Here is an 18,194-nt window from a genome sequence, read left to right as displayed (position 1 = left end):
CCTTATGCTATCCTTCGGTCACCATCGTTGCCGAAGAGAGCAGCTCAAGCTGCCTGGTGCAGCCATTCTCGATCAGTTGCTGGGCGAGCGCTTCGGGCTCTTCGGCCACCGGATTGAGGATTGCAAAGCTAAGTTCGCCGACAGCATTCCCGCGCGCATCCGCGATGCGATAGACCTGGCCGGCGGTGACCGGCAGGCCCGCGGTGTCCCACGGCGTCAGCATGTCCCCGTCGCCGAAGTTAATGGTCTCGGACTTGCCGCCACCTGCGGGGCTGAGGGTGTAGCTCGCTTCGCCATCGGTGGTGTTGCGCCAGATGCGCACGCGGTCAGTCTCGGCCAGACACACCTTGCCGGGCTTGGCGAGGTCCACGTACCACAGGTTCGGCGGCTGGACCTGTCCGGTCACTTCGTCGCCGCGAACCGCCCCGGTGCGCATCCGTTGCGCCGAACGGCGCTCGGTCAGGACCGCGAAAGTGCCGCTCTTGTTCGGTCCGGCCTGCTGGTCGAGCGAGAACGTCCCCGCCCCGCGCAGGACGCGGGTGCCCTTGCCGTCGAGCACGGTAAGCGCATCGCCGGCGCGCAGGACGATCTTCTCGCTGTCGCCGATCTTCTTGCCGACGGGGAAGCTGGAGGCCGATGGTCCGCTCGACGCTACAACCACGCCCGCCGAGGCAATCGCAGGCACGAGCACACAGGCGGCCGCCGCCAGCGCGAACGGGATCAACCGTTTCGTCTTCGCTTGCTTCACCCCACGTTCCCCTTTCATCGACCGAGACCTTCCTACCAAAATTCGCCCGGAGTTGTCAGTGAAATTCCGGTAGTTGTGCGCTCATCCGAGGATGAACGCGTAGTTGTTCGACAGGCGTTCGGTGCGTTCGACGAGATTGGCGAGGGCGGCGTCGTCGGGGTGCCTCTCAGCGACCCCGCGCAGGACTTCGAGCGCCGCCGGCTTGTCCTTCTCCACCAGGATCATCGCCTGATAGAGCGCCGCGCGATCCTCCTGCGGGAAGTCGGGCGCGGGCTCGAACAGGTCGACCGGCTTCATCCGCCCGCGCAGCACTACCCGGCCCATTGGCCGCCACCAGTCTAGGCCCGAGCGGTCGGCGAACTCGCGGCTCGCCATGACGCTGGAATAGAGCGCCTTGTTGGCCGCCTCCAACCGCGACGCCGTGTTCATGCTGTCGCCGAGTGCGGTGTACTGGATGCGGCTCTTGCCGCCGAAGTTGCCGATCACCGCCTCGCCGAAATGGAGGCCCACGCGGGTCTTGCCGACTGGCGGGAGGCTGGGGTCGATGCTCTTGCGGAATTCCTCGCCAGCCTGCCACACGGCGTAACCCGCCTTGGCCGCGCGGGCGCCGTCGTCCGGCTTGGCGATCGGCGCGCCCCAGAACGCGACCACCGCGTCCCCCACGAACTTGTCGATCACCCCGCCGTGTTCGAGCACGACGTCGCTCAGCATGTCGAGGTAGCGGTTGAGTAGCTTGGCGACCATTTCCGGCTGCAGCGCGTGGCTCATTTTGGTGAAGCCTTCGAGGTCGCTGAAGAGGACGTAGATCTCCTTCTTCTCGCCGTGGAGCGACAGCCGTTCAGGGTGTTCGAGGATTTCCTCCGCCATCTCGCGCGGGAGGTACTTGCCCAGCGCGCCCTGAGCGAACCGTCGCTGCACCGCGCTCGAGGCGCGAGCGGCCGAGGTCACCGCGCTGAAGGCGAGGATCCAGCCGAGCAGCCACCCGGCGGCGGGCAGGCCATAAGTATCGACCCCGCGCCACTGAAGCAGGAACGGTACGCCCAGCAGCGCCGCAAACTGGATCGCCAGCAGGGGGTAGATCCGGAGGTTGCGCAGCTCGACGAGGCCGGTGAGCGCGGCCGTCAGGACCACGGCCAGCCCAAGGAGCCACAGGACGACCGGTGCAGGCTGCGAAAGCCTGGCGCCATCGAGCATCTGCGCGATCATCTCCGCGTGAACCTGCATCCCGGGCGGCGTTTCGCCGGTCGCGGCGGTGAGCGAGGTCGCCACGCGGTCGTAGTCGACGATGTCCCCGCCGATCAGGACGTAGCGTCCCTCGATGGCGGGCTGGAGGTAGGGGAGCACGTCCGGGTTGACCAAGCTGTCGATCTGCAGCGGGCTGTAGACCGGGACCTCGTCACTGGCGGCGCGCCGATAGCGGATCGAGCCTTCGTAGCCGGGAAAGGCCTTGGAACTCTCCCCTGCGGCCGCGAGCATGGCGCGGCCCAGGGTCGGCGGAAGTTGCGGCACGAGCTTGGGCCAGACGCGCGTGGCCCCGTCCGCATTGCTCAGCGCAATGCTCGCAGGATGCGCCTTGCTCCCCTCCAGCCGCGCCAGGAACTGCTCGAGGTATTGCTGCTGCTCGTACTTGATGTCGCCTTGGTTGACCGAGGTTTCGGCAAAGGCGACCGACACCGGGGTCTTCATCGCCCGCAACGTCGCGATCAACTCGTCATCCTCGTCCTGCGGCTGGTCGAACAGGATGTCGATGCCGATGGCCTTGGCGCCCATCCCGTCGAGGTTGCGCAGCGCGTCGGCCAACAACCCGCGGTCGAGCGGCGATCGCTTGCGGGCATTGATCAGCGTCTGATCGTCGTAGACGACGAGCGCGATGCGATCGTCCTGGTCGACTTGCGCGGCGAGCACGAAGCTGCGCAAGTCGTAGAGCCGGTTCTCGGCCTGGTCGGTTACCGGCAAGTACCAGCTGAACCGCGCCAGCAGCAGCGCCACGATCAGCAGCAGCGCCGTCAGCACCAGGCGCCGCGTTCCAGCCTCGCGGATGTTGCGCCATCCGCGTGTCAGGAAGTTCGAAGACCGGCCCCCCGCCATGTGTCCCCCCGAGCCCTCCTCAGGACCCGGAGAACAGCGGCCGGGCGCCGTCGCCGATCAGGGCGAAGCCGGACCAGTAGAACGGGTGCGAGGTCGCCGGATCGTCCATCAGCTGGTGCTGGGCCGCCAGCAGGGCGTCTCCCTGGCTGGTCCCGGCGGGCGCGCGGAAGAAGCTGGCGAACAGTCGTCCGGTCGCGTCGTATTGCTCGGGCGCGGGCCAGTGGCTGGCGATGACCTGCCTGCCGCCGGCACCGATAAAGGCGCGAACCAGACCGTCGAGCGCCTGCCCGCCGCCGCTTTCCAGGCCGGCTTCGCGAGTGGCTTCGAGGCCAGCGGTAGCGGCGGTATCGCAGGCCGAGAGGATGACGAGGTCGGCATCGAGGTTGAGGTCGAACACCTCGCCGAACTGCAGCAGTCCGTCGGAGCCCTGGTCGCCGAACGAGGTGACCAGCGCCGGTTGCGCCGGGCAGCCCTCGCGCGGCGGCGTCACCACGGCGTGGGTCGCGAAGTGAAGGATGCGGAACCCATTGAGATCGGTACGCCCCTCAATCGCGGTGTCGCTGAAGGCGGCGCGAGTGAGCAGGGTCGATTGTCCGGCACCGAAGACCTCGCTCGCCGCGATCAACTCGTCCGAGGGGATCGGGCGGTTCCAGGAGGCCACCGGCAGGGCGCAGCCGGGGTCGGTAAACTGGGGGAGGCCGCGTGTCAGGGCTGCCTGCGTCACTGGCCCAAGCGGCTCGTTTTGGCCGAGCCCGAGATAGGCCTTCGCCGCCCTAGACGAAGGCGCGCGTCGGGCATCGCGGAAGCCCGCCGGCGACAGCGCGGTGCTGATGGCCTTGTCGCGGCCGAGCCAGTTCACCCCGCGGAAGTCGAACTCGTCACCCCCGGAGGCAACTCGCGCGTGGTAGGCGTCGACGCCGGGTTGATCGGCCACGAGCAGGTTGATCGGCAACTGCAGCAAGGCGCCATCGGGCTCGAAGACCAGGTGCTTGACGCGGCCGAGGTCGCCGGCGACCGGCCCGAATACTGCCTGGTAGAGCTGGCGCGAGCTGTCGACGTCGAACGGGTAAGTGGCGGTCACGCCGTTGATGCTCAGCGCGATCGAATCCCGCAGCTTCTGGACCAGCCCCGCCACCTGGCTCGCGCTCGCATCGACGCGCCAACCGGTCGAGCGGGTGGGCGAAAGGTAGACCGCGAACATCTCATCGCCGAGGCGCACCAGCTTGAGATAGGCCTCGTCCGGCTTGAGCAGGGCGACGAGGTCGTCGGCCGCGACGTAGTTGTGCGAGATCGAGCGGTATTCGGGATAGGCGCCCAACGCCTCGATCAACTCGAGCTGGGCCTGTTCGAGCCGGGTCCGCCGATCCTCGAGCTCGGGCAGAAGGGCCGCCGCTTCTCCAACATCGTCGGGCGAGCGGGCCTGGGCGATCGAGAGGTTCACGCGGGTCAGCTCGCGATCGACGGTATTGGCGCGGCGGAACAGGTCCGAGGCCTCGCCGGTCCCCGCCGACAACTGCCGTGAAAGCTGCGCCAGGGTCTGGGCCGCACCGGGCCGCTCGACCAGTTGCGAAGCGAGGAACAAGTCGGAGACCAGCGCCGGCTGCGTCTGCAGGTCTTCCACCAGCATACGCATGTAGGGCCGGATCTGGTTCTCAAGCCCGACCAGCGCGGCGCGCTTGCCTGTCACGTCGCCGACGACTTCGCGATAGAGCGCCAGCGACTGCGGCCGCTCGCCGCGTCGAGCGAGATAGGCCGCGAGCCGCGCCTTGGTCGCATTGACCGAGGCCGATTCAGGATAGCGAAGTTCGGTGAGCGCCACGGCCTCGCGCAGCAGCCCTTCGGCCTCAGCATAGCGACCCGCAGCCTCGTGGACCTGGGACATCTCGGCCAGGATCTGCGCCTGGAGCCGTGCCGTGCTGAGCACCCGGCCTTCCTTGACCCGCAGGATGGCGTCGCGCGCTGCCGTCAGTTCGGCGAGCGCCGCGTCGCTGTCTCCACGCAGGCGCAGGGCCGTGCCGCCGATCTGGCGGGCCTGCGCGTCGATGATCGCGGCGCGCTCGGCCAGGGTCAGACGACTGGCCTGCTGCACCGAGTCCGTCAGGCTGGCAGCAAGGCCCGAATTCAATCCGGCGGACAGCGGCGGATCGATCAGGACAGCGCCGCCTTCCGCCGCAACCGGTTGAGCCACGTCCGGCACCGGGCGGGAAAGGATCGGCGCAACGGCGTCGAGATCGCCGCGATTGAGCGCGTCGATTGCCTCGAAATTGCGCAACAGGCGCGGCTGGATCGGATCGCGCAGGCCCATGGCGCGGGCTTCCCCGAACAGCCGTGTCGCCTCGTCGAAGCGGCCGAGGTTGGACAGCTGGAGCGCGCGGTTGACCATGGTCTCATGGCGCTGCGTAGCGATAGTGGCGGCGCCTTCCTGGCTCGTGTCATCGAGCAGGCCGGGGCGGAAGAACTCTTCGGCTTCGGTATATTCGCCAGCGTTGTTGCGGCGATAGCCCTGGCCGATCAGCAGGTCGTGGCCGCCAACTCCCGCTCGCGCCTGAGCCAGCGAGCGGGAGCCGCCCGTGGTCACGATATCGAGCGTGCCGGGCACGACGCGGTTCTGGACGAGGTTGGCCATGGCCAGGCGCAGCGCGCTGTCGAAGGCCGCGACGCCCTCGACCACCAGCACGCGGTCGCCGGACCGCACGGCGTAGCTGTTCCATTCGAGGTTGCTGCCCTGCTCTCGGCAGCGGCGGACCACGGCACCGGCGGCGATATCGGAGGCGGAGGTCGCCTCGCCGCATTCGATGGGTGCATCACGCCCGCGCCCGACCCAGGCCGACGCGTCGCCTCCGGCACGCCAGCTGAAAGCGGAACCCACCGGCCGGTCGACGTCGCTGCAGATCAGGGCCCACTTGCGGTCGAACACCGAATTCCGCGCCGCACCGAGCATAACACCCTGCGCTTCGCACAAGGCGCCCTCGGTGCCGACCTGGAAGCTCTCGCTCTCGAGAGGTGTCGCCGCCAGCGTGGGCACGGGCAGGGCGAGCGCGGCGGCACTCCACAACACGGCAATCGATGCACGGGAGAAAAACGGCAGCATTCCCTGACCCCTCTGTCGGAACGCGACTTCCAGATTTTCAAGTGCTTTGCGCCAAGCCGGACGGGGAGGCAAGCGTGGGCGAGCGTCCCGTTACCGCCTTTTCAGCGTCTGGCGGGCCGTTCATACTCGGGTGAGTCGCCAACCGGCCGACGCCATGCTCGCCTTCGGAGTCGTATGACCCAATACGCCAATATCCTCGTCGAAACGCGTGGAGCAGTGACGCTGGTCACGCTCAACCGCCCCGAAGCGCTCAACGCCTTGTCGAGCGCTGTCCTGGAGGACCTGATCGCAGCCTTCGCCGCATTCGAGGCTGACGATAGCCAGCGCTGCGCCGTGGTGACGGGGTCGGGCGAGAAGGCCTTCGCTGCCGGCGCCGACATCAAGGAGATGGCCGAAAAGCCATCGGCCGAATTCTACGCCGACGACATGTTCGTGCGCTGGCAGAGCCATCTCGTGGGCGCGGTGCGCAAGCCGTGGATCGCGGCGGTGAATGGCTTTGCGCTCGGCGGTGGGTGCGAACTGGCGATGATGGCGGACTTCATCATCGCGGCGGACACCGCCAAGTTCGGCCAACCGGAGGTCAAGCTGGGCGTCGTCCCCGGCATGGGCGGCAGCCAACGCCTGACCCGCGCTATTGGCAAGGCCAAGGCGATGGAGATGATCCTCACCGGCAGGATGATGGATGCAGCCGAGGCCGAGCGAGCCGGGCTGGTGGCGAAAGTCGTGCCGGGCGCCGAACTGCTCGACAGCGCGCTCAAGACTGCCGGGGCGATTGCTGGAATGCCGCCGCTTGCGGTCCTTGCCGCAAAGGAACTGGTCAACGCCGCGCAGGACTTGCCTCTCGGCGAAGGCATCAGGCTGGAGCGTCGCCTGTTCCACGTGCTCGCGGCGACCGAGGACAAGGCGGAGGGCATGGCCGCCTTCGTCGAGAAGCGCCCGGCAGTTTGGAAGGGGCGCTAGCGCGCGCCGGCAATCGGCTGTGTAATCAGGCAGCTACCCGCTTCCGAGAACTCGACCTCCGCCAGCGAGGGTGCCAGCGCACACTCGCCCGGAGCCACGACCTCGCCTGAGACCACCGCTGAACCCTCGCGCGGGATCACCAGCAGCGGCCCGTGATACTTCGCGGCAATGGCGGCGGCCGGTCCACCGTCGAGCCGGTCGAGCCGGAACCACGGCCCTTCGACCAGGGTCATGTCGCCGCGATCGGGAACGTGCATCGCGCGCTGCTCATCGTAGGGTCGACCCTGCGCCACCCCAATCGCCTCTTCGAGGTGCAGTTCACGCGGGCGACCATAGTCGTAGAGCCGGTAAGTGATGTCGGAGTTCTGCTGGATCTCGATGATGCTGACCCCGCCGCCAATGGCGTGGACCGTGTTGGCGGGAATGTAGAAGAAGTCGCCCGCCTTGACCGGGTGCCACACCAGCATGTCCTCGATGCTGCCATCGAGCGCGGCCTGGCGCATGGTCTCGCGGTCGATCTCGCCGTCGAACCCCATGCCGAGGACCGCGCCGGGATCGGCATCGATCACCAGCCAACATTCTTCCTTGCCCTGCTTGCCCAGCCCAGCGGCTTCGGTCTGAGTGTCCGAGGGATGGACCTGGACCGAGAGTTTCTCGCTGGTGAAGATGTATTTGACCAGCAGTTCGGGCAGTTCCGTTGGCGGCACGAACCAGATTTCGCCGATGCGCTTGCCTTCAGGGGTCGCGAACGGGGGCGGGAGCACGTCCTTGCCCCAGGGTTTCTCGACGGTCTTGGTTTCAAGAAGCATGACGGCCTAACTCCCGGTCAGACCATGAGGTCCAGCAGCGCCTGGATCTCGACGGTGGCGAACCCGACGGCGCTATCCGAAATGCCGTAGGGCACCAGCAGTCGTTCGCCGACTCTCAGCGCCCCGCAAGTATAGACCACGTTGGGCACATAGCCCGAACGATCTGCATCGACCGCCGTCAGCACCGGCTCGGCAGTGCGGCCGATCACCTTGGCCGGATTGTCCCGGTCGAGCAGCGCGCAGCCGAGTGAATACTTGCGCATCGCGCCGACGCCGTGAGTGAACAGCAGCCAGCCGGCATCGGTAAGGATCGGGCTGCCGCAGTTGCCGATCTGGATGAACTCCCACGGGTACTTGGGCTCCATCAGCAGGACGCCGTCGGAATTCCAGCGGTCGAGCCGGTCCGACTTGAGCAAGAACAGGTTCTTCCCGTCCTGCCGTCCGACCATCATGTACTTGCCGCCGACCTTCTTGGGAAACAGCGCCATGCCCTTGTTGCGGCCGGCCTTGCCGACGATCGGTTCGAGCAGGAAACGCTTGAAATCGACCGTCCGCATGAGTTCTGAACGGATCGATTGGCCCGAATAGGCGGTATAGGTGCCGATCCACTCGTAGTCTTCGTCACCATGGTCGAAACGCACTAGGCGCAAGTCTTCCAAGCCGCCGCGCTGCTGTTCGGTGATCGGGAAGATCACGGTGTTCGACAGGCTGGAATCGGGGTGACGATGGACAATCACGCCCGCGTCGCTGTCATGCAGGCTGGCATCGTCGAGGTCGACCGAGGTTGCCAACGTGCCCTGGGGCCACAGGCTGAAGCTGCCGTCGGGATTGGCGATGCCCTCGCGGAAGGCGACCGAGCTGATGTGGCCTTCGCCCACCGCCCGCAACGACATGACGAACCGGCACGATCCGCCGCTGATCCCGCTCTGGTCGGGATGCGGCACGATCGACGGGTTCATCAGCGCCGCCGCGGCGTAAGTGTACTCGTGGCAGAAGAAGGCCCCGATCAGCCGCTTGCGGGTGCGCGAAAAGCCGCTGCAATCGATATCCGCCGTGACCTCGACTTCGTCGAAGCGGTCGTCGAACATTTTCTCAGTCTGCCAGTGCCTTGCCGCGAAGTCCCCGCGCACGCGGTCATACTCCGCGACCACTTCGTCTTCGCTTAGCGCGGCAACGTCGTGGACCAGTTTGAGCGCGCGCCCTCCAGGTGCGTTCGTCGCCTGCCAGCCTAAGTGGAATGGCCGAAGAACGACGCGTGAGGGATCCGCGTGGAGCCGCTCGTCAAGGATTTGCAACGGACTGTTCTGAGACGCGCCCTCGAGACCCAAGCTTATCTCCCGTCGATTCGCCACGCTGTGCCTGCGAGAGCGCTAGCATGGAATAATGGGCGAGCTGAAAGGCAAGAATCGATTCTGCACCACAGTTTTCATTCGCTCCACGTGGATTTATGCCATCCCGACTGCGGCCGGTCGTCAGGTCGCCGAGGATTACGCCGCGGTCGTTGGCTCCGAAAAACCACTTCCAGGCGGCCGTTGCATGCTCGAACCAGCGTCGGTCGCCAGTCGCGACATAGGCGGCGCGCGCGGCCTCGATGGCGGCCTGGACTTCCAGCGGCTGCTGATCGAAGGGCAGGTAGGAATGCTCCTTGCCGAAGCTCTCCGAGCCGATCGGGCGAAAGTGTCCGCTCACTGCGAGCTGTTGCTGGGCCACCCAATCAAGCGTTTCCAATCCCGCCTCGGCGAATTCGAGTCGGTTCAGGACCATCCCTGCTTCGATCAGCGCCTGTGACAGGCGCGGGTTGTCGTAGCCGAGTACGGCTTCGAACCACGCCCAGTCGGGCCGGCGCTCGCGCTCAAGCAGGCGGCTCAGAACTTCTCCGCCCTCGTTCAGCATATTGATTGAACCGCGATGACGCGGAAGTGTTCGCAGGACCGCCGCAGCGCCCAGTATCATGAAGGCGATAGTGCGCGGGGAACCGAACGAGGCGCAGTGCGGCAACGCCGTCTCGAACCAGCGCAAGGCCCAGTCGCGCAAATCTTCATCGGGAGCGTTCTCGACCGTGTGGCCGAGCGCCCACAAGGTGCGGCCGTTCGAGTCTTCCGAACCGCAATCCTCGCACCAGGTGCGCTCGAAGCTCATGAAGTTGCGGAAAGCCTTGAGGTCCTGGTTCCAGGCGTGCTGGATGAAGGAGGCGTAAGTCAGGCTCCAGCGGGCGCGCTCCTGGTCGGGCAGCCCGGCGGCGACGTTCATGAGCATCAGCGCGCGGGCATTGTCGTCCACGCAATAACCGTGGCGTCGATCGGGCACGATGCCGATGGCGTGTTGCAGGATGCCGGTCCCGTCGCTCATCGCGAAGACTCCGCTCAAGCCTGGCGTGGCGGTTATCGGGGCCGGGCGCCCTTCCGGGGCGATGGCCGTTTCGATCAGCGCCGCAGCGCCGTCTGCGAAACGCGGCCAGATCGTTTGCCGGCCCTTGGCATAAGCCCTGCGCTGCAGGGCGAGCAGTTCGTCGCGGTCGTCGAGCAGCGCGTTGACGCTCGCGGCGATGGCTGGGGCGGAATCGGGTTCGATCAACCGACCCGCATCGCCGGCCAGTAATTCGCGGGCATGCAGGTAGGGGGTCGCCACGACGGCCTTGCCCAGCGCGACCGCGTAGCTGAGCGTGCCCGAGGTCGATTGCTGGAGGTTGAAGTACGGGGTGACGTAGATGTCGCAGGCTTCGAGCTGGTCGAGCAAGCCGTCGGTTTCGACGAAGCGATTGTCCCACAGCACATGGTCGGCGACACCCAGTTTGGCGGCCAAGGCCTGTAGGCGTTCGCGATAAGCCTCGCCTTCTTTCGCGACGAGGTTCGGGTGGGTTGCCCCGACGATCCGGTACACGGTGTCCGGATGCCGGGCGACGATCTCCGGCATCGCCTCGATCACTCGCTCCAGGCCCTTGCCGGGGCCGAGCAGGCCGAACGTCATGAGGACGTTCTTGCCGGAAAGCCCCATGCGCTCCTTGAAGGTCTCGCTGCGGCCGAACGGCCTGTCAGGGGCGCCATGCGGAATGATCTGCAGGATTTCCCGCGGCGCGCCGTAATGATTGACCAGCAGCTCGCACGAATGGCGGCTCATCACCATGATCCGGCTCGCCCGGGCGACCAGGTGCTCGAGGATGGCGCGCTGTCGCTCGCTCGGTTCGGTCAGCACGGTATGGGGGGTCAGGATCAGCGGGGCGGCGAGGCGGTCGACGAAGTCGCATACCATCTCTCCGTCGGGTCCGCCGAAGATGCCGTACTCATGCTGCAGCCAGACCGCGCCGACACCGCTTTCGTTGATGCGTCGGGCGGCGGTCAGATAGGACTGGGGATCGTCACTGGCGATCGTGCCAGCGATGTCCTGGTATTCGAGCGGGTCCTTGGGATCGTCGAGCGCGTACACATCGACCTGGATGCCCGGGTGAAACTGGCCGAGCTTTTCGAATATATCGTTGCCGAATGTGGCGATGCCGCATTTGCGAGGGACGAAAGTTCCGACCATGGCAATGCGCGTCTGGTGCAGCGGACTGTCCTTGAGTCGAGTGAAGAACGAACTGGCGTCAACAATCCTCGAAGGTAATGCAGGACGGGACTTGGTCTCGACAATCATTGGCGTTCCCTAGAAACGAGGTTCTTCCGCCGGGCGCCCTCCAACTAGCGGCGGATTCGGTATGTTGTGCAGTGCAACATATAATGCTCGTCATGACAAGCACATTAGCTGTTTTGAGTTGCGGCTGCGGTTCTAAACCCCCGACTTTCAGCAATTTGGTTTTGCTGCACCGCACACGCGGAAGCACTCATTCGGTTCAACCAGAGGGTTCGACCGAGGTTCCTGAACTAATCAATGACAGAATAGCGGCACCGCTAGGGCGCCCGCGCCGGGCTGGGGCAAGCTTGAGCCGAAATGCGGAAACTGGCGGGTTTTGGGGAGGCTCAATCGCGCAGGAAGATTTCCTCGATGGTCATCCCGAACACGTCAGCGATACGAAAAGCCAGCGGCAGCGAGGGGTCGTACTTGCCGGTCTCTATCGCGTTGACGCTCTGGCGCGAGACTTCGAGCCGGTCGGCCAGCTGCTGCTGGCTCCACTCGCGCTCGGCCCGCAGGACGCGGAGGCGGTTCTTCACGGGCATTCGCCCCACACACCGTGGGTGATCCGGTTGACGACCAGACCGACGAACACTCCGATCGCCCAAAGGATGACCACGTAAAACGTCGGCATGTGTTGGACGAGATGGAATACCTCAAGGCAGCCCCACACGCTGGCGATCGAGAAGGCGAAACCCGCGGCGATCAACTGCTGACGGACGGCCAGCATGCGCATGAATTCGTCCTTGGTGTCGACGATCATCATCATGGTCACGTAGAACATCGTCGCTATGGCAAGTCCGGGGACCACCGCCACCGCCACGGCGACCGGGCGCGACACTCCGACGTTACCGATCAGGTACCCTGCGCCGATCATGCTGGTGATGTAGGCGGCCGCGACGATCCAGGAGCGGATCACGTACTTCCGGCGGACGGGGGTGAAGCGGGACGGCATCTCTCAGCCCTTCCTTGCCAGTGGACACGCACCGCGCCCGCTTACGGCCATCCAGCCGGCTACGGGCAGGGCGATCAGCAGGGTCGTGGTCGAGGCCTGGTCGATCACCTCGAACATTCCGGCGAGGGCGACACCGACGATGGCGCCGGCCCAGCAGAGCGCGTTTCGGTAGGAGTTCATTGGTCAAGCTCCCTTGCAATCATGTCAAGGAAACTAGACTAAATCGTGCGTGTGTCAAGTGTCCTAGACATGCGCATGAAAAAAGGGCCCGCTCACAAGGCGTGAGCGGGCCCGTAGTGTGAGCCGGGTGCGCGGCTCAGAAGGTCTTCTTGAAGCCGATCCGCAGCTGGCGCGGTTCGACGATTCGGCTTTGGCGGCCTTCGATGCCGTCGAGCGGTTCGCCGGGAAGGCGGGTGGCGTAGACGTAGTCGATGTCGTGGGCGGTGCTGTCGAACAGGTTGAGCACCTCGCCGTAGATCTCCCAGCCCTTGTACTGGCTCGGCGTCCAGGCGGCGCGCAAGTTCACCAGCAGCGTTTGCTCGCCACGCTCGGAGTTGTCCTCGATCAGCGGGTGCGGGCCGAGGTAGCGGAAGCGAATGGCCGCGTTCCATTCGGGGAAGATGCTCGACACGCCCAGCTCGCCGGCGCTTTCGAGGGCGCCCGGAACATAGTTCTCACCATCGGGCAGACCGACGTAACGCGCCGTCGAGCCCGTCCACACGCCGTCGAGGGCGAGCCAGGAGTTCGGCTTCCAGAACGCAGTCAGCTCGTAGCCGTGGCGCCGGCCGGGATCGCTCGGCTCCACAGCACCAGAGTCGCCGACGTAGATCAGCTCGCTGTCGATATAGCTCCACCAGTAGACGCCGGTGAGGATGAGTCCGCCACGCTCGAAGCGGGCGCCGATTTCCTTCATCGTGCCCTGGACCACGCCGGGCGCTGGATCGGTCGGGCTGGTGACGCCGCGAGAGTCGTTCGAGTGGAAGCCTTCGCCCCAATTGGCGTAGAGCGCGATCCCGTCGGCGATCTCGTAGTTGACGCCGATCTTGGGGAACACACCGTGGTCCTTGACCACGCCGTCCCAGCTGCTGGCTCCTTCGAGGGCCGTGGTGCGGAAGCGATACCAGTCGCCCCGCAGCCCGCCGATCACCATCAGGCGATCGATTGGGCGCACGATGGCTTCGGCATAGACACCCGCGCTCGATTCCTTGACGTCGAACGCGCCGACGGTGAACTCCTTCACCCCGCCGATCGTCTCATCGAATCCGACCCGCGGCTGGGTGTCTTCGCGCAGTTCGGTCCCTGCGCGAACCGACAGAGCGTCGTTCACTTCGACTGTGCGTTCGATCCGCCCGCCATAAGTCCAACGCTTGTCATACTGCCGCAGCTGATCGCCGTTGACCGGGTCTTCGAGGTAGAAGGTGAAGTTGGAGAGCAGGTTCCAGTCGTAGTGCTGGAGATAGCCGGTGATGCGCCAGGTATCCGACTTGTACCCGACCGTCAGGATCTCACGTTCCGTTGATCCGCGTAGCGTAGGGTCGAGCGTTCCGTAGGCGTCCGGCACAAGCGTCCCGATCGCGCGCTCAGGGATCTGCTCGGTCGGCGCCCAAGTCGCGCTGTAGATGTTCAGCGAGGCCTGAAACTGACCGTCGAACAGCGGGGCCGAGTACTTGAGCATGCCGGAGTAGCCGTCGTAGTCTTCCGGCAAGTCCCACGGGCCGTTGTTGTACTTGGCCTGGCCGACGAACAGCAGGTCGCCACCGCCCACCTTGAGCGAACCGCCTGCGACGAAGCGGGCGTAATCGTACATGCCCACTTCGACGACCGCGAACGGATCCATCTTGTTGCGCGTGGTGATGTAGCTCGAACCGACGAAGCCGAAGTCGCCGGTGTCCGCACGATAAGGGCCCTTGCGGTAGTCGAGGCGTTGGACGGCTTCGGGGATCAGGCCGTTGACGTCGAGGTATCCCTGGCCGTGGCCGTGGGTGCGGAAGTTCATCGGCATGTCGTCGATGTAGACCGCAAAGTCGGTGCCGTGATCGAGGTTGAAGCCGCGCAGGAAGTACTGGTTGGCCTTGCCGCCGCCGGAGTGCTGGGTCGCGATCAGGCCAGGAGTCGCCTCCAGGATTTCAGCCGGGCGGAGCAGGGGACGGATTTCGATGTCGGCACCCGCGACGCCGCCCTCGCTGGCCGCACCCGCCTGGCCGATCAACCGCTCGGCCCGGCCGAACACGATGATCGTGTTATTGGAGTCCGCTGGCTTTTCGGCAGAATCGTCCTGTTCGTCGGTCGCAGTCTCGTCGGCCTTGTCCTGCGCCCGTGCAGTGGCCGGAATCGTCGACAGCGCAACCGAAGCAACACCGGCAAGCATAGCCTGCCGGCAAGAAAACCTAACAAAACTCATGACTTGAAAAATCCCCATCCCTGTAGAGAGCAGTGCAAGAATCGGGTTGGTGGGAGCCGCTCGCCAAACCAAGTTAATTACGGTAATCCCTACGTTACATCGCGTTACACCGGGGCTGGCCGCGTCTATGCGACTTGGGGATGAGCGAAGAATTGGTTGAAGCAGTTTCGCATGACGAATCCGCATTCGCGGCAGAAGTCGGGCGGGTTCGCGCAAGCGGCACGCTGGGCGAAGGCGGACGGCTGCTCGAACTGTTCGATTTCCTGGCCTCGCGCGGGGCCAACAAGCCCTCCGCCTCGCAATCCGAAATCGCCGAGATGGTTTTCGGCCAGACCGAGGCGGGCGCGGATGACGCCACTGTCAGGGTCTACATCCATCGCCTGCGCAAGCGGCTCGATGAATTCTACACCGCCAAGGGAGACGCGCCTGACGGCTCCCGCCTGACATTGCCTTCCGGCACTTACGCTCTCCGCCTGGTCCGGCCCGAAGGTGAGCCAGAGGCGGAAGAGACGGCACAGAACTCGCGCCGACGCGGCAACCTGATCATCGGGCTCGTCGCGCTGGCCGCATTGGCGGCCGCGTTCCTCGCCGGTTGGGCGGTACCCTGGCGTGACGAGGCTCCGCCGGCCAATGCGCTATGGCAGCCGTTCATCGACTCCCCGCGGCCGAAGCTGATCGTCGTCGGCGACTACTACATGTTCGGCGAAATCGATTCGGTCTCGCCCGAACGCGGGCGCCTGATTCGCGACTTCCGCGTCAATTCGCCGAGCGACCTGATCCAGATGCAGGACCTCGAGCCTGAGCGGTACGGCAGCGCGGAGGATGTGGGGCTCAACTACCTGCCGTTTTCGGTGGCCTACGGGATCAGTGGGATTGCCCCGGTCCTCGCCGGCGGTGGCAGCCAGGTCAGCGTGATCGCGGCCTCGGAACTTGAGCCCGACATGCTCAACTACTTCGACGTGGTCTATGTCGGCCTGTTCAGCGGCATGGCGCTGCTCGAAGATGTGAACTTCATGGATTCGGGCTTCCAGATGGGCGAGAGCTACGACGAAGTGCTCGACAAGGCCTCGGGCAAGACTTTCACCAGCGGGGAGGCGCGCAGCCTCGCTTCGCCGGCCTACTACTCCGATTTCGGCTACATCGCGCGGTTCCGCACGCCGAGCGGGGCCTTGGTCGCGATCGTGGCGGGGGCGCGTGATACGGGCTTGCGGGGTGTCGCCCCGATCGTTGCCGGACCAAGCCTTCCGGGCGAGTTGGACAAGCTGGCTCGCAAGGGCGACTTCGAGGCCTTGTTCCAAATAACCGGCCAGCAAGGAGCCGATCTGGCCGAAAAGCTGATCGCCGCCCGCCCTCGCGGCGACTGACGCCGATCGACGCGCAGTTGATGCCACAAGACGTACTGCGCACCCGTTAGCTTGCCATTCACAGGCGTAGACCTACATTGACGTGCGAACGCAAAAGGATTCCTGATGAGCGCCAATCGTGAGCCGGAAGGCAACGGCAACCCCTGGATGAAGAGCCTGCTCGTATGGGGCGGTATCTTCCTCGCCCTGCTGCTGGTGGTTTCCATGGTCGGCGGCCCGCGTGAAGCGGCCGGCACCCAGCTCCGTTATTCGGAGTTCCGCGAACGCGTGGCCGAAGGCAGCGTCGAGGAAGTGCAGATCGCGCCCGACCGCATCAGCGGCAAGCTCAAGAACGGTTCGACCTTCACCACGGTCCCGGTTCCCAACGACACCGAACTCACGCGCCTGCTCGATGACAGCGGCGTGAAGTACGCCGGCACCGCGCCGGAAGAACCGAACGTGCTGCTCTACATCCTGATCCAGTCTCTGCCGTTCCTGCTGATCCTGGGTGTGGCGTTCTTCGCCCTGCGCCAGGTGCAGAAGGGTGGCGGTTCGGGCGCCATGGGCTTCGGCAAGTCCAAGGCCAAGCTGCTCACCGAAAAGCAGGGCCGCGTGACGTTCGATGACGTTGCCGGCATCGACGAAGCGCGCGAAGAACTGCAGGAGATCGTCGAATTCCTGCGCGATCCGCAGCGCTTCTCCAAGCTCGGCGGCCAGATTCCCAAGGGCGCGCTGCTGGTCGGCTCGCCCGGTACCGGCAAGACCCTGCTCGCTCGCGCCATCGCGGGTGAGGCGCGGGTGCCGTTCTTCACCATCTCGGGTTCGGACTTCGTCGAAATGTTCGTCGGCGTCGGCGCCAGCCGCGTGCGCGACATGTTCGAGCAGGCGAAGAAGAACGCGCCGTGCATCGTGTTCATCGACGAAATCGACGCCGTTGGCCGCCATCGTGGCCATGGCCTCGGCAACTCGAACGACGAGCGCGAACAGACCCTCAACCAGCTGCTGGTGGAGATGGACGGGTTCGAAGCCAACGAAGGCATCATCATCATCGCCGCGACCAACCGTCCCGACGTGCTCGACCCGGCGCTGCTGCGTCCGGGCCGTTTCGACCGCCAGGTCGTGGTGCCGATTCCCGATATCGAAGGACGCGAGAAGATCCTCGCCGTGCACATGAAGAAGGTGCCGCTGGCGCCGGACGTGAACCCGCGCACCATCGCTCGCGGCACGCCCGGTTTCTCGGGTGCCGACCTCGCCAACCTGGTGAACGAAGCGGCGCTGCTCGCTGCCCGGCGCAACAAGCGCCTGGTGGCGATGCAGGAATTCGAAGACGCCAAGGACAAGGTCATGATGGGCGCCGAGCGCCGAAGCATGGTCATGACCGAAGACGAGAAGAAGATGACCGCCTATCACGAGGCGGGCCATGCGATCGTCTCGGTCAACGAGGAAGCGTCGGACCCGATCCACAAGGCCACGATCATCCCGCGCGGCCGGGCTCTCGGCATGGTCATGCGCCTGCCGGAGCGGGACAACTACTCGTACCACCGCGACAAGATGCACGCGAACCTCTCGGTCTCCATGGGCGGCCGCGTGGCGGAAGAGATCATCTTCGGCCACGACAAGGTCTCGAGCGGCGCTTCGAGCGACATCCAGTATGCCACTAGCCTCGCCCGCAACATGGTCACCAAGTGGGGCATGTCCGATGCGATGGGCCCGCTCCAGTACGAAGAGCAAGGCGAAGGCTATCTCGGCTACGGCGCCAATCAGCGCGTGATGATGTCGGACGAGACCAGCAAGCAGATCGACAAGGAAATCCGCGCGCTGGTCGAAGGGGCTCACGCCCGGGCGACCGACATCCTCAGGACGCAGGAAGACAAGCTGCATCTCCTGGCCCAGGCGCTGCTCGAGTACGAGACGCTGACTGGCGACGAGATCAAGACCCTGCTCGAAAGCGGCAAGATCGACCGCCCGGATCAACCGAGCGGCCCGTCTCCGGTTCGTCCGGTACGCGGTTCGGCCATTCCCAAGGCCGGCAAGCGCTTCGGCGGGGAAGCTCCGCAGGGGGCTTAAACTCCTAGCGGAGGCCGAAAAGTCTTAGTTCCGTTCGTGGTGAGCTTGTCGAACCACGCTGGCGTGGCGCTGGCGTCCTTCGACAGGCTCAGGACGAACGGAGAAGTGGTTGCAGAGGGGTGAATC

The 18,194-nt window shown here is 65.4% G+C and carries 13 protein-coding genes; 3 read left to right on the top strand and 10 right to left on the bottom strand.

The window, feature by feature from the left end; all coding sequences use genetic code 11:
- Window positions 1–7: 7 nt before the first annotated feature.
- From ASD76_RS12200 to ASD76_RS12190, 3 genes are all read right to left on the bottom strand, one after another.
- Entirely contained in the window at window positions 8–748 is a 741-nt protein-coding gene (locus ASD76_RS12200) for a hypothetical protein (protein WP_156457707.1), read from the bottom strand.
- An 81-nt stretch (window positions 749–829) separates the two neighbouring features.
- Window positions 830–2,836, bottom strand: a complete 2,007-nt coding sequence (locus tag ASD76_RS12195; RefSeq protein WP_055923332.1) for an adenylate/guanylate cyclase domain-containing protein — start codon at window positions 2,834–2,836, stop codon at window positions 830–832.
- 19 nt (window positions 2,837–2,855) lie between these two features.
- Window positions 2,856–5,927 (bottom strand): CHAT domain-containing protein, encoded by a 3,072-nt coding sequence (locus tag ASD76_RS12190; RefSeq protein ID WP_235506706.1) that lies wholly within the window; start codon window positions 5,925–5,927, stop codon window positions 2,856–2,858.
- Between the two features lie 174 nt (window positions 5,928–6,101).
- Between ASD76_RS12190 and ASD76_RS12185 the strand changes: the two genes are divergently transcribed.
- Window positions 6,102–6,887 carry an enoyl-CoA hydratase-related protein gene (locus ASD76_RS12185; RefSeq protein ID WP_055923331.1) on the top strand — a complete coding sequence of 262 codons (786 nt, stop codon included), beginning with the start codon at window positions 6,102–6,104 and terminating at the stop codon, window positions 6,885–6,887.
- Here the strand turns inward: ASD76_RS12185 and ASD76_RS12180 are convergent.
- From ASD76_RS12180 to ASD76_RS12155, 7 genes are all read right to left on the bottom strand, one after another.
- Window positions 6,884–7,696: a class I mannose-6-phosphate isomerase gene (locus ASD76_RS12180; RefSeq protein ID WP_055923330.1), complete on the bottom strand. Its 813-nt coding sequence runs from the start codon at window positions 7,694–7,696 to the stop codon at window positions 6,884–6,886. The genes ASD76_RS12185 and ASD76_RS12180 overlap by 4 nt on opposite strands.
- Before the next feature lie 17 nt (window positions 7,697–7,713).
- A complete protein-coding gene (locus ASD76_RS12175) occupies window positions 7,714–8,991 on the bottom strand; it encodes a glycoside hydrolase family 130 protein (RefSeq protein WP_055923329.1) in 1,278 nt (425 codons plus the stop codon).
- Complete coding sequence (locus ASD76_RS12170; RefSeq protein ID WP_082553815.1) at window positions 8,978–11,326, bottom strand: glycosyltransferase family 4 protein; 2,349 nt, start codon at window positions 11,324–11,326, stop codon at window positions 8,978–8,980. Before ASD76_RS12170 ends, ASD76_RS12175 begins: the two co-directional genes overlap by 14 nt.
- A 323-nt stretch (window positions 11,327–11,649) precedes the next feature.
- On the bottom strand, window positions 11,650–11,841 hold the full coding sequence (locus ASD76_RS12165; protein ID WP_055923327.1) for a helix-turn-helix transcriptional regulator: 192 nt from the start codon (window positions 11,839–11,841) through the stop codon (window positions 11,650–11,652).
- Window positions 11,838–12,257: a hypothetical protein gene (locus ASD76_RS12160; protein WP_156457706.1), complete on the bottom strand. Its 420-nt coding sequence runs from the start codon at window positions 12,255–12,257 to the stop codon at window positions 11,838–11,840. Before ASD76_RS12160 ends, ASD76_RS12165 begins: the two co-directional genes overlap by 4 nt.
- Before the next feature lie 3 nt (window positions 12,258–12,260).
- Window positions 12,261–12,437: a hypothetical protein gene (locus tag ASD76_RS18345; RefSeq protein WP_156457705.1), complete on the bottom strand. Its 177-nt coding sequence runs from the start codon at window positions 12,435–12,437 to the stop codon at window positions 12,261–12,263.
- Between the two features lie 136 nt (window positions 12,438–12,573).
- A complete protein-coding gene (locus ASD76_RS12155; RefSeq protein ID WP_162249670.1) occupies window positions 12,574–14,658 on the bottom strand; it encodes a TonB-dependent receptor in 2,085 nt (694 codons plus the stop codon).
- A 140-nt stretch (window positions 14,659–14,798) separates the two neighbouring features.
- Here ASD76_RS12155 and ASD76_RS12150 point away from each other — a divergent pair, with 140 nt between their 5' ends.
- Both ASD76_RS12150 and ftsH read left to right on the top strand, forming a co-directional pair.
- The gene (locus ASD76_RS12150; protein ID WP_055923324.1) at window positions 14,799–16,022 is read left to right on the top strand and encodes a helix-turn-helix domain-containing protein; all 1,224 of its coding nucleotides are present in this window, start codon (window positions 14,799–14,801) and stop codon (window positions 16,020–16,022) included.
- Between the two features lie 105 nt (window positions 16,023–16,127).
- The gene (gene ftsH / locus ASD76_RS12145) at window positions 16,128–18,068 is read left to right on the top strand and encodes an ATP-dependent zinc metalloprotease FtsH (protein WP_055923323.1); all 1,941 of its coding nucleotides are present in this window, start codon (window positions 16,128–16,130) and stop codon (window positions 18,066–18,068) included.
- Window positions 18,069–18,194: the final 126 nt, after the last annotated feature.

This window comes from Altererythrobacter sp. Root672 (assembly GCF_001427865.1).
Classification (GTDB): Bacteria; Pseudomonadota; Alphaproteobacteria; order Sphingomonadales; family Sphingomonadaceae; genus Croceibacterium_A.
The sequence above is the reverse complement of the archived record's forward strand: the minus strand, read 5'-3'. Positions and strand labels throughout refer to the sequence as shown.

Coding starts and splice junctions, on each gene's coding strand:
- ASD76_RS18345 (WP_156457705.1), bottom strand. CDS start 12,437: ATGAACTCCTACCGAAACGCGCTCTGCTGGGCCGGCGCCATCGTCGGT.
- ftsH (WP_055923323.1), top strand. CDS start 16,128: ATGAGCGCCAATCGTGAGCCGGAAGGCAACGGCAACCCCTGGATGAAG.
- ASD76_RS12155 (WP_162249670.1), bottom strand. CDS start 14,658: ATGAGTTTTGTTAGGTTTTCTTGCCGGCAGGCTATGCTTGCCGGTGTT.
- ASD76_RS12185 (WP_055923331.1), top strand. CDS start 6,102: ATGACCCAATACGCCAATATCCTCGTCGAAACGCGTGGAGCAGTGACG.
- ASD76_RS12195 (WP_055923332.1), bottom strand. CDS start 2,836: ATGGCGGGGGGCCGGTCTTCGAACTTCCTGACACGCGGATGGCGCAAC.
- ASD76_RS12180 (WP_055923330.1), bottom strand. CDS start 7,696: ATGCTTCTTGAAACCAAGACCGTCGAGAAACCCTGGGGCAAGGACGTG.
- ASD76_RS12160 (WP_156457706.1), bottom strand. CDS start 12,257: ATGCCGTCCCGCTTCACCCCCGTCCGCCGGAAGTACGTGATCCGCTCC.
- ASD76_RS12150 (WP_055923324.1), top strand. CDS start 14,799: ATGAGCGAAGAATTGGTTGAAGCAGTTTCGCATGACGAATCCGCATTC.
- ASD76_RS12170 (WP_082553815.1), bottom strand. CDS start 11,326: ATGATTGTCGAGACCAAGTCCCGTCCTGCATTACCTTCGAGGATTGTT.
- ASD76_RS12190 (WP_235506706.1), bottom strand. CDS start 5,927: ATGCTGCCGTTTTTCTCCCGTGCATCGATTGCCGTGTTGTGGAGTGCC.